Source organism: Mesorhizobium sp. M7A.F.Ca.CA.003.01.2.1, assembly GCF_003998945.1.
GTDB classification, from domain to species: Bacteria; Pseudomonadota; Alphaproteobacteria; order Rhizobiales; family Rhizobiaceae; genus Mesorhizobium; species Mesorhizobium ciceri.
The window spans coordinates 1-10,553 of record NZ_RZRA01000062.1 but is presented as its reverse complement, the minus strand read 5'-3'; the positions used below and the strand labels follow the sequence as shown (position 1 = coordinate 10,553).

General features: G+C 63.0%; 9 protein-coding genes. 7 read left to right on the top strand and 2 right to left on the bottom strand.

Annotation, left to right across the window (positions count from 1 at the left end):
* Positions 1 to 2,176 (top strand): DNA translocase FtsK (locus tag EN969_RS04805; protein WP_245467413.1); only part of this gene is annotated, 2,176 nt, incomplete at its 5' end.
* Between the two features lie 103 nt (positions 2,177 to 2,279).
* Here the strand turns inward: EN969_RS04805 and EN969_RS04800 are convergent.
* A complete protein-coding gene (locus tag EN969_RS04800; RefSeq protein WP_127218570.1) occupies positions 2,280 to 2,663 on the bottom strand; it encodes a hypothetical protein in 384 nt (127 codons plus the stop codon).
* Positions 2,664 to 3,008: 345 nt separating this feature from the next.
* Complete coding sequence (gene fsa, locus EN969_RS04795; protein WP_024504222.1) at positions 3,009 to 3,665, bottom strand: fructose-6-phosphate aldolase; 657 nt, start codon at positions 3,663 to 3,665, stop codon at positions 3,009 to 3,011.
* 90 nt (positions 3,666 to 3,755) lie between these two features.
* Between fsa and EN969_RS04790 the strand changes: the two genes are divergently transcribed.
* From EN969_RS04790 to EN969_RS04765, 6 genes are all read left to right on the top strand, one after another.
* The gene (locus EN969_RS04790; RefSeq protein ID WP_063169454.1) at positions 3,756 to 5,939 is read left to right on the top strand and encodes a primosomal protein N'; all 2,184 of its coding nucleotides are present in this window, start codon (positions 3,756 to 3,758) and stop codon (positions 5,937 to 5,939) included.
* A gap of 54 nt (positions 5,940 to 5,993) precedes the next feature.
* Complete coding sequence (locus EN969_RS04785) at positions 5,994 to 6,689, top strand: aspartate/glutamate racemase family protein (RefSeq protein ID WP_063169453.1); 696 nt, start codon at positions 5,994 to 5,996, stop codon at positions 6,687 to 6,689.
* A gap of 95 nt (positions 6,690 to 6,784) precedes the next feature.
* Positions 6,785 to 7,180 carry a DUF4345 family protein gene (locus EN969_RS04780; protein WP_013529034.1) on the top strand — a complete coding sequence of 132 codons (396 nt, stop codon included), beginning with the start codon at positions 6,785 to 6,787 and terminating at the stop codon, positions 7,178 to 7,180.
* A gap of 246 nt (positions 7,181 to 7,426) precedes the next feature.
* Positions 7,427 to 7,987, top strand: a complete 561-nt coding sequence (locus EN969_RS04775; RefSeq protein ID WP_013529035.1) for a F0F1 ATP synthase subunit delta — start codon at positions 7,427 to 7,429, stop codon at positions 7,985 to 7,987.
* The gene (atpA, locus tag EN969_RS04770) at positions 7,987 to 9,516 is read left to right on the top strand and encodes a F0F1 ATP synthase subunit alpha (protein ID WP_013529036.1); all 1,530 of its coding nucleotides are present in this window, start codon (positions 7,987 to 7,989) and stop codon (positions 9,514 to 9,516) included. The genes EN969_RS04775 and atpA overlap by 1 nt, the downstream gene beginning before the upstream one ends.
* Positions 9,517 to 9,548: 32 nt before the next feature.
* On the top strand, positions 9,549 to 10,433 hold the full coding sequence (locus EN969_RS04765; RefSeq protein ID WP_013529037.1) for a F0F1 ATP synthase subunit gamma: 885 nt from the start codon (positions 9,549 to 9,551) through the stop codon (positions 10,431 to 10,433).
* Positions 10,434 to 10,553: the final 120 nt, after the last annotated feature.

The window sequence follows — 10,553 nt, the reverse complement described above, 5'->3', positions numbered from 1 at the left end:
GCCGCAGACCGGGCACGCCACGCAAGGGCCACTGCCGCCGGCTGCTGCTTTTGTCCCGTCCGTGCGCGCCAGGGAGAGGGTGCCAGCCGTTGCGCCGGTGCCGCCGAGGACGGTCGCAACGAGACGGGCATCCGCGCGTGCGTCCGTTGCTCCGGGCGCCCCGATCAAAACCGAAAGGCTGCGCTGGCCCTATCTTTCGGATCATGCCTTCTTCGAGGCTATGGCACCCTATCTGGTCGACGTTTCGCCGCCGGCCCGGCAAACCGGTTCAGCGTCGCCTGCGCCGCTCGCCGCAGCGCCAGTCACCACTATGCCGATCGACATCCGTCCGACGACAGGGACCGATGCCACCGCCTTGTTTCGTGTCATCGACTGCCTGCCGGGCCAGGCCTTGAAGCCGTTGCCGGATGTTTGGCCGGCCAATTCGAACCAGGCCGTCGCCCAACCTGACGTGCCGGCGAGCAATGCGCCGTCGCCGGTCCAGCCTGTCGCAATTCCAGCCGCCAAAAGCGTCGCCGTTTCCGCGCCGGCCGCGCCAAGTGCGAACGTCCCTGCCAAGGCCGTTGGCGCCCGCTCTGCACGCTTGCCTGGGGCTGGAAAGGTCGTGCTGTCAACCGCGGGCGATCCCTATGAGCTTCCCTCGGAAGAGCTGTTGCAGCAGCCACCGGAGGGACAAGGCTTCTACATGTCGCAGGAGCGGCTCGAGCAGAACGCGGATCTGCTGGAAAGCGTGCTCGAAGACTTCGGCGTGCGTGGCGAGATCATTCATGTTCGTCCCGGCCCGGTCGTCACGCTCTATGAATTCGAGCCGGCGCCGGGCGTCAAATCTTCTCGCGTCATCGGGCTTGCCGACGATATCGCCCGCTCCATGTCGGCGATTTCGGCGCGCGTCGCCGTCGTGCCCGGCCGCAACGTCATCGGCATCGAGCTTCCGAACGAGATGCGCGAAACCGTCTATTTCCGGGAACTGATCGAATCCGAGGGCTTCCGCAAGACAAGCTGCAAGCTGGCGCTGTGTCTCGGCAAGACGATCGGGGGTGAGCCGGTCATCGCCGAGCTGGCGAAGATGCCGCATCTGCTCGTGGCCGGAACCACCGGCTCCGGCAAGTCGGTCGCCATCAACACCATGATCCTGTCGTTGCTCTATCGGCTGAAGCCGGAAGAATGCCGGCTGATCATGGTCGATCCCAAAATGCTCGAACTCTCTGTCTATGACGGCATCCCGCATCTTCTGACGCCCGTCGTCACGGATCCCAAGAAAGCCGTCACGGCGCTCAAATGGGCGGTGCGCGAAATGGAGGACCGGTATCGCAAGATGGCGCGGCTCGGTGTGCGCAACATCGACGGCTACAACGAGCGCGCCGCCCAAGCCCGCGACAAGGGCGAAACCGTCGTCATGACGGTGCAGACCGGCTTCGAAAAGGGCACCGGCGAACCGCTTTTCGAACAGCAGGAAGTAGACCTGGCGCCGATGCCCTACATCGTCGTCATCGTCGACGAGATGGCCGACCTGATGATGGTCGCCGGCAAGGAGATCGAAGGCGCCATCCAGCGTTTGGCGCAGATGGCGCGTGCTGCCGGCATCCACCTGATCATGGCAACGCAGCGTCCCTCGGTCGACGTCATCACGGGCACGATCAAGGCCAATTTCCCGACCCGGATTTCCTTCCAGGTGACGTCGAAGATCGACAGCCGCACCATCCTGGGCGAGCAGGGCGCCGAGCAGCTGCTCGGCCAGGGCGACATGCTGCACATGATGGGTGGCGGGCGCATTTCGCGCGTGCATGGGCCGTTTGTCTCCGACGCGGAGGTAGAGCACGTCGTGGCGCATCTCAAGGCGCAGGGCCGGCCTGAATATCTGGAAACCGTGACCGCCGACGAGGATGAGGAAGAAATCGACGAGGACCAGGGCGCGGTCTTCGACAAGGGATCGGTTGCAGCCGAAGACAGCGATGCGATCTACGACGAGGCGGTCAAGGTGGTGGTGCGCGACAAGAAGTGTTCGACCTCCTACATCCAGCGCCGCCTCGGCATCGGCTACAACCGCGCCGCATCCCTGGTCGAGCGTATGGAAAAGGAAGGATTGGTCGGCGCACCCAACCATGTTGGCAAACGCGAAATCATCATGGGCCGGCGCCAGCCGGCGACCGTGCCTGAGGATGACGGCGCGGACTGAGCGACCCCGGCCGTTATGGGATCATGCTTCAGGGGATGCTTCAGCTGCGGGTCAAGCTCGTGAATTCCATCACCTATCCCAGCCTAAACCTTAAGCATCTACACTAGCGGTTAGTGACGGCCTTTCCAATGCTGACGACCACATAGGATAACCAGCCAATGACATGCCCGAAGAAATAGATGCACAGTCCCAAATATGTAAGCAACGCAATCACAAATAGCTTCTCACCTAACGCAACATTCGTCACGAAGCCTTGAGGCAACAGGGCAAGAATCCAACCGAAGTGAAGGCCCCAGCTACACCCCCATTGACCACACGTCCGGTTGGCACTCAGCACCGTTGCGCCAAGCCACACGACCGAAATCACTATGAAACTCACCCACGAATAACGTTTGTCCCGAATGAGGCCGTAGATTGAAAATGCCTTTGCGAAAGCGAGTCCTATTGATGCAAGAACAGAAAAGGCGATTGAGATTAGAAGGCTCATGTTCGACCCAGTAGCTAAAACATCGAAGCTACAGCCAGCACCTTTACAAAGGGTTCGACCAAGTCATCGTTTTTTAAGTTCGTCGAAGGGCATCTCTCTAGCGTGATATCCAGGGTATGCTTCAGCAGCGTGTCGATCTGGTGAACTCGATCAAATATCCTGTTTTGAACTTGTCGCTCTCGATTTCAGCTGGATGCAATGCTGCGATGCAGTAAAGCCAAAAGAGCTAGTGCAAGGCACCCAAAAACAAAGACATGGAAAGTCACCCCACCCGCAGCACATAAAAAAGACCGGTTGCCCGGTCTTTTTTCACTGCAAGCGCATTGGCTTCAGCCGATCGCCATCTCAGCCAATCGATTGGCCGGTCTTGGCCCAGTCGGCGAGGAAGGCGGCGAGGCCCTTGTCGGTCAGCGGATGGTTGACCAGGGCCTTCAGGGTCGCCGGCGGCGCGGTCACGACATCGGCGCCGATGAGTGCCGCCTGCTTGACGTGGTTCACGGTGCGCACCGAGGCGACGAGGATCTCGGTCTGGAAATCGTAATTATCATAGATCTGCCGGATTTCCTGGATCAGCTCCATGCCGTCGATGCCGATGTCGTCGATGCGGCCGACGAAGGGCGAGATGAACGAGGCGCCGGCCTTGGCCGCCAGCAGCGCCTGGTTGGCCGAAAAGCACAGGGTGACGTTGACCAGGCGGTTCATCTCGGTGCGGATCGTCTTGCAAGCCTTGAGACCGTCCAGCGTCAGCGGCACTTTGATGCAGACATTGTCGGCGATCTTGGCCAGAACCTTGGCCTGCTGCATCATCTCGGAATATTCGGTGGCGGTGACTTCAGCCGAAACCGGACCCTTGACGATGTCGCAAATCTGTTTGGTGACCTCGGCGATCTTGCCGCCGGATTTGAGGATCAGCGACGGATTGGTGGTGACGCCGTCGAGCAGCCCCAGATCGTTCAGCTCACGGATATCCTTGACGTCGGCGGTGTCGACAAAAAATTTCATGGCGGGTCTCCTGAAGATTTTCATGTGCATGTCATGCACATTTGGGGTCGGCCTTTGATCTAGACCAAAGTCAGGGCAAGGTCACGCCTCATGATCGAAGATTCGCCCTTTGTCGCAGCCGCACCGGTGCTGGTGCCGATGCCCGCCGAACGCCCCTACACCTACGCCGTGCCGGCCGGCATGCGCGTGGTGCCGGGCTCGATCGTGCGTGTGCCGCTCGGGCCGCGCCAGGTCGCCGGCATCGTCTGGGATGGCGCGGTCGAGAAGGTCGACGCGAAAAAGCTGCGTCCTATCGAACAGGTCTTCGACTGCCCGCCGATCGACCGCGCGATGCGCCGTTTCGTCGACTGGGTGGCGCAGTACACGCTATCGCCGCCCGGCATGGTGGCGCGCATGCTGCTCAGGGCGCCGGAGGCTTTCGACCCCGAACCGTGGATCGAGGGGTTGCAGCGCACGCTTCTCGCACCTGACCGGATGACGGGCGCCAGGCAGCGCGTGCTGGAGACGGCCGAAGGCGGCCTTGCCTGGACGCGCTCCGGCCTCGCTCACGCCGCCGGCGTGTCCTCGACGGTGATCGACGGCCTGAGGGCGCAAGGCGTGTTCGAGACCGTGATGATCCCGCCGCGCCCGGTGGTGGCCGCGCCCGATCCCGGCTACGCTATTCCGGAACTGATGCCGGACCAGGGCGCCGCGGCGCAGATGCTGCGCGCCAATGTCGCAGCCGGCGTGTTCAACGTCGCGCTGCTCGACGGCGTCACCGGATCCGGTAAGACCGAGGTCTATTTCGAGGCTGTGGCGGCTGCGCTCGACCAGGGCAGGCAGGTGCTGATCCTGCTGCCGGAAATCGCGCTGACGCATGCCTTTCTCGAGCGCTTCCAGCAGCGCTTCGGCGCCAAGCCGGGCGAATGGCATTCCGACCTGCCGCCGCGGATGCGCGAGCGGGTTTGGCGGCAAGTGGCGGAGGGCGGCGTGCGGGTCGTCGCCGGCGCGCGCTCGGCGCTGTTCCTGCCGTTCAAGGAGCTCGGCCTTATCGTCGTCGACGAGGAGCACGACCCTGCCTACAAGCAGGAGGACCGCGTCTTCTACAATGCGCGCGACATGGCGGTGGTGCGCGGCCATATCGGCAGCTTCCCCGTGGTGCTGGCGTCGGCGACGCCGTCGGTCGAAAGCCGGGTCAATGCCAGCCAAGGTAAATATAACAGGGCGGTGCTTTCCGCTCGCTTCGCCGAGGCGGCGCTTCCGCATCTGAAGGCGGTCGACATGCGGCGTGCGCCGCCGGCGCGTGGCGGTTTCCTGTCGCCGGTGCTGCTCGACCAGATGCGCCAGACGCTGGAGAGGAAGGAGCAGTCGCTGCTGTTCCTCAACCGGCGCGGCTATGCGCCGCTGACCCTGTGCCGGGTCTGCGGCCATCGTTTCGGCTGCCCGGTCTGCTCGGCCTGGCTGGTCGAGCACCGGTTTCGCGGGCAACTGGTCTGCCATCATTGCGGGCACAATGAGCGCCGCCCCGAAGCCTGCCCGGAATGCGGCACGCTCGATCATCTGGTCGCCTGCGGACCGGGTGTCGAGCGCATCGCCGAAGAGGTCGTGACGCATTTCCCCGACGCGCGCACCATCGTCTTGTCGTCAGACCTGATGGGCGGCGTGCGGCGGCTGCGGCTGGAGCTGGAGGCGATCGCCGACGGCGAGGCCGATATCGTCATCGGCACGCAGCTCGTCGCCAAGGGCCACAATTTCCCTAATATGACCCTGGTCGGCGTCGTCGATGCCGATCTCGGCCTTGCCAACGGCGATCCACGCGCCGCCGAACGCACATTCCAGTTGCTCAGCCAGGTGACAGGCCGCGCCGGCCGCACCGGCAAGAAGAGCCTTGGACTGCTGCAGACCTTCCAGCCCGACCATCCGGTGATGCGGGCGATCGTCTCCGGCGACGCCGAGGCTTTTTACGAGCGCGAGATTGCCGAGCGCGAACGGGCCGCCCTGCCGCCCTTCGGCCGGCTCGCCGGCGTCATCGTCAGCGCGGTGACGCGAGCGGAAGCCGAGGGCCATGCACGCGGCCTGCGCCGCGCAGCACCCGAGGCGTCAGATCTGTTCGTGCTGGGTCCAGCCGAGGCGCCGCTGTCCCTGCTCGGCGGCCGCCACCGCTTCCGCCTGCTGATCCAGGGCGAACGGCGCGCCGACATGCAAGGTTTTATCAGGGCCATGCTGGCCAACGGGCCGAAGCAACGCGGCTCGGTCCGGGTGCAGGTCGACGTCGACCCGCAGAGTTTTTTGTAAGGTTGCGCTTTCAGCGATAGGTTGCCCGCAAGCCAGCGAGATGTGGAAACTCATATGAAGACCCTTGGCCTGCTCGGCGGCATGAGCTGGGAATCGACCGCCATCTACTATCGCCTGCTCAACGAGATCGTGCGCGAACGGCTGGGTGGGCTGCATTCCGCGAAACTGCTTCTGTGGTCGTTCGACTTTGCCGAAATCGCCGAGCGGCAGCATCACGGCGACTGGGACGGTGCCGGCGTGCTCCTCGTAGAAGCGGCGCGCAAGCTTGAGGCCGGCGGCGCGGAAGGTCTGCTTTTGTGCACCAACACCATGCACAAACTGGCCGATCAGGTGCAGGCGTCGGTGTCGATCCCGCTGATCCACATCGCCGATGCCACCGCAGTGGCGGTCAAGCGTGCCGGAATGCAGCGTCCGGCGCTGCTGGCGACGCGCTTCACCATGGAGCAGGATTTCTACAAGGGCCGGCTCGCTGACAGATTTGGCTTGGACCCCGTGGTGCCGGATGCGGCCGGGCGCGACATGGTCCATCGCGTCATCTACGACGAGTTGTGCCAGGGCATGGTCAAGGAGACTTCAAAGGCGGCCTATATCGCCGAGACCGAACGCCTGCGCCGCGAAGAGGCGGCCGACAGCGTCATCATGGGCTGCACCGAGATCACCATGCTCATCGGCCAGCAGGATTTCGACATCCCGGTCTTCGACACGACGCGCATCCATGTCGAGGCGGCTGTGGAATTCGCGCTCGGTTGATGCGCGCTGCCTAAAGTACCTGGACCCATCTGGCGCGGGGGCTTTCCTCCGTTAGAATGCCCGGAATTTCAAAACAGGCATCTCGAGGGGACAAGATGGATTTTGCGCTTCCATGGCCGACGAGCCAGGGCGAATGGCTGGCTTGGTCGAGCGCCGTCTTCACGGTGCTGCTCGGGCTTTTGTTCTTCCTGGCGCCGGGTCTCGCCTTTCGTGCCCTGCGCCTGCAGGTCAAGCCAGAGAAGGCTGCGGCGATCGCCGAGGGGCGCGGCAGGATGTCGGGCTTTTATCTGGGTGTCGGCCTGTGCTGTATCCTGCTGGCGCAGCCGCTGATCTACATGGCGCTTGGCTTCTCCTGGCTGTTCACTGCCTTCGGCCGGCTGCTGTCGATGATGTCTGATGGCGCCAACACGCCTTTCAATTGGGTTTCCATTGTGCTGGAATTGGTCCTGGCGGCGTTGCCGCTCGCCTTCGCCTTCGGCTTTCTGCCCTGAATCATTGGGTATTCCGCGATCGAAGACGGGCGACTTTCGCCGGATGCGACAATAGTGCCTGAAAACCATGCGGAACGACGCATTGCGGTCTTAAAATGCCTGTGCTAGACGGCAATCGACTTTCGGCCGGGGATAGCGGAAGCCGCGCCTCCGTGCTCGAAAAAATGCAGTAAGGTCAAAGATTTAGCCAGAGTTTTTGCTCGCGCCAACAATCTACGGCCTGTCAGACAAGAGAAAAGACGGTCCGTGGCTCAATCGTCATCGCCAATCTCAGGTGTCGCAGAACGCTATGCGGGTTCGCTGTTCGAACTCGCCCTGCAGGCAAATTCCGTGGCCAAGGTCGAAGCCGACCTCAACAGTTTCGAAATCATGCTCGCGGGCAGCGCTGATCTCACCCGGCTGATCAACAGCCCGGTGTTCTCCAGCGAGGACCAGGCGAAGGCCATCGCGGCGATCGCCGACAAGGCCGGGATCACCGGCCTCACCGGAAATTTCCTGCGCGTCGTCGCCCGCAACCGCCGGCTGTTCGCCATTCCCGGCATGATCAGGGCGTTCCGCCAGATATCAGCCGAACACCGTGGCGAGACCGCTGCTGAAGTGACGTCGGCTCACGCGCTGACGGCTGTCCAGCAGACCGAACTCAAGGCGGCGCTGAAGAGCGTTGCCGGCAAGGACGTGGCTATCTCCGTCACCGTCGATCCGTCGCTGCTCGGCGGGCTGGTGGTCAAGATGGGCTCGCGCCAGATCGATACGTCGCTCAAAACCAAACTCAATTCGCTCAAGCTTGCACTGAAAGAGGTCGGCTGATGGACATCCGCGCCGCGGAAATTTCCGCAATTCTGAAAGACCAGATCAAGAATTTCGGCAAGGAGGCCGAGGTCTCCGAAGTTGGACAGGTGCTGTCCGTCGGTGACGGTATCGCTCGTGTCTACGGCCTCGACAATGTCCAGGCCGGCGAGATGGTCGAATTCCCCGGCGGCATCCGCGGCATGGCGCTCAACCTCGAAGCCGACAATGTCGGCGTCGTCATCTTCGGCGCCGACCGCGACATCAAGGAAGGCGACATCGTCAAGCGCACCGGCGCCATCGTCGACGTTCCCGTCGGCCCAGGCCTGCTCGGCCGCGTCGTCGATGCGCTCGGCAATCCGATCGATGGCAAGGGTCCGATCAAGGCAGTCGAGCGCAAGCGCGTCGACGTCAAGGCGCCCGGCATCATTCCGCGCAAATCGGTGAACGAGCCGATGTCGACCGGCCTCAAGGCCATCGATGCGCTGATCCCGGTCGGCCGCGGCCAGCGCGAGCTGGTCATCGGCGATCGCCAGACCGGCAAGACCGCCATCATCCTCGACACGATGCTCAACCAGAAGTCGGTGCACGACAACGGCCCCGAGAAGGAAAAGCTCTACTGCGTCTACGTCGCCGTCGGCCAGAAGCGCTCGACCGTCGCGCAGTTCGTCAAGGTGCTGGAAGAGCGCGGCGCGCTCGAATACTCGATCATCATCGCCGCCACCGCTTCCGACCCGGCGCCGATGCAGTTCCTGGCGCCGTTCGCCGGCTGCACCATGGGTGAATATTTCCGCGACAACGGCATGCACGCGCTGATCAGCTATGACGATCTGTCGAAGCAGGCCGTCGCCTATCGCCAGATGTCGCTGCTGCTGCGCCGCCCGCCGGGCCGCGAAGCCTATCCGGGCGACGTGTTCTACCTGCACTCGCGCCTGCTCGAGCGCGCCGCCAAGCTCAACGACGATCTGGGCGGCGGGTCGCTGACCGCTCTGCCGATCATCGAGACGCAGGCCAACGACGTGTCGGCCTACATCCCGACCAACGTGATCTCGATCACCGACGGCCAGATCTTCCTCGAAACCAACCTGTTCTTCCAGGGCATCCGTCCTGCGGTGAACGTCGGTCTATCGGTGTCGCGCGTCGGCTCGGCCGCGCAGATCAAGGCGATGAAGCAGGTTGCCGGCTCGATCAAGGGCGAGCTCGCGCAGTACCGCGAAATGGCGGCCTTCGCGCAGTTCGGCTCGGATCTCGACGCTGCCACGCAGCGCCTGCTCAACCGCGGATCGCGCCTGACCGAACTCCTGAAGCAGCCGCAGTTCTCGCCGCTGAAGACGGAAGAGCAGGTCGCGGTGATCTTCGCCGGCGTCAACGGTTATCTCGACAAGCTGCCGGTCAACCAGGTCGGCAAGTTCGAGCATGGCCTGCTCAGCCACATGCGTGCGGCCGGCAAGGACGTTCTCGACGCCATCCGCAAGGAAAAGGCACTGTCGGACGATCTGCGCGCCAAGCTGAAGGCCGAGATCGACGCTTTCGCCAAGACCTTCGCCTGAGCGAAGCGACAAGACGGGATCAGGTTTGAAGCATGCCTTCATTAAAAGACCTTCGTAACCGTATCGCCTCGGTCAAGGCGACGCAGAAGATCACCAAGGCGATGCAGATGGTCGCCGCGGCGAAGCTGCGCCGTGCGCAAGAGGCTGCGGAAGCGGCGCGCCCCTATTCGGAGCGCATGGGTTCCGTGCTGGCCAACATCACCCAGGCGATCGGCGGCGGTGGCGATGCCCCGGCGCTGATGACCGGCACCGGCAAGGATGATGTGCATCTGCTCGTCGTCTGCACCGCCGAGCGCGGCCTGTGCGGCGGCTTCAATTCGCAGATCGCCCGTCTTGCCCGCGACCACATCCGCAAGCTTTTGGCCGACGGCAAGCAGGTCAAGATCATCTGCGTCGGCAAGAAGGGTTTCGACATCCTGCGCCGCGACTACGCGTCGCTGATCATCGATCGCGTCGATCTGCGCGAGGTCAAGACACTCGGTTTCGTCAATGCCGATGCCATAGCCAAGAAGGTCATCCATCTCTTCAACGAGGGCGGCTTCGACATCTGCACGCTGTTCTATTCGCAGTTCAAGTCTGTGATCAGCCAGATCCCGACCGCGCAGCAGATCATTCCGGCGGGCGTTGCTTCGGCTCAGGCGGAAGTGACGGATGGCGGCAACGCTGTCTATGAATACGAACCGGAGCCGGGCGAAATCCTCTCCGATCTCATTCCGCGCAACATCTCGGTGCAGGTTTTCCGGGCACTGCTCGAAAACGCGGCCGGCGAGATGGGCGCCAAGATGAGTGCCATGGACAATGCGACGCGCAACGCCGGCGAGATGATCAACAAGTTGTCGATCACCTATAACCGCCAGCGGCAGGCGCAGATCACCAAGGAACTGATCGAAATCATTTCGGGCGCCGAGGCGCTCTAGGCGCGGTCCACGGGTTTTTTGCCCGCGACCGGACCGCGTGAGAAACAAAGGACGAAAAAGGGTAAAGACGATGGCGAAAGCAGCGACCCCCCAGAAGGCAGCCCCCAAGGCCGCAGCCTG

Bases quoted from the DNA above. Each gene is read 5' to 3' on its own strand.
- atpA (WP_013529036.1), top strand. From the start codon at position 7,987: ATGGACATCCGCGCCGCGGAAATTTCCGCAATTCTGAAAGACCAGATC.
- EN969_RS04780 (WP_013529034.1), top strand. From the start codon at position 6,785: ATGGATTTTGCGCTTCCATGGCCGACGAGCCAGGGCGAATGGCTGGCT.
- EN969_RS04785 (WP_063169453.1), top strand. From the start codon at position 5,994: ATGAAGACCCTTGGCCTGCTCGGCGGCATGAGCTGGGAATCGACCGCC.
- EN969_RS04765 (WP_013529037.1), top strand. From the start codon at position 9,549: ATGCCTTCATTAAAAGACCTTCGTAACCGTATCGCCTCGGTCAAGGCG.
- fsa (WP_024504222.1), bottom strand. From the start codon at position 3,665: ATGAAATTTTTTGTCGACACCGCCGACGTCAAGGATATCCGTGAGCTG.
- EN969_RS04790 (WP_063169454.1), top strand. From the start codon at position 3,756: ATGATCGAAGATTCGCCCTTTGTCGCAGCCGCACCGGTGCTGGTGCCG.
- EN969_RS04800 (WP_127218570.1), bottom strand. From the start codon at position 2,663: ATGAGCCTTCTAATCTCAATCGCCTTTTCTGTTCTTGCATCAATAGGA.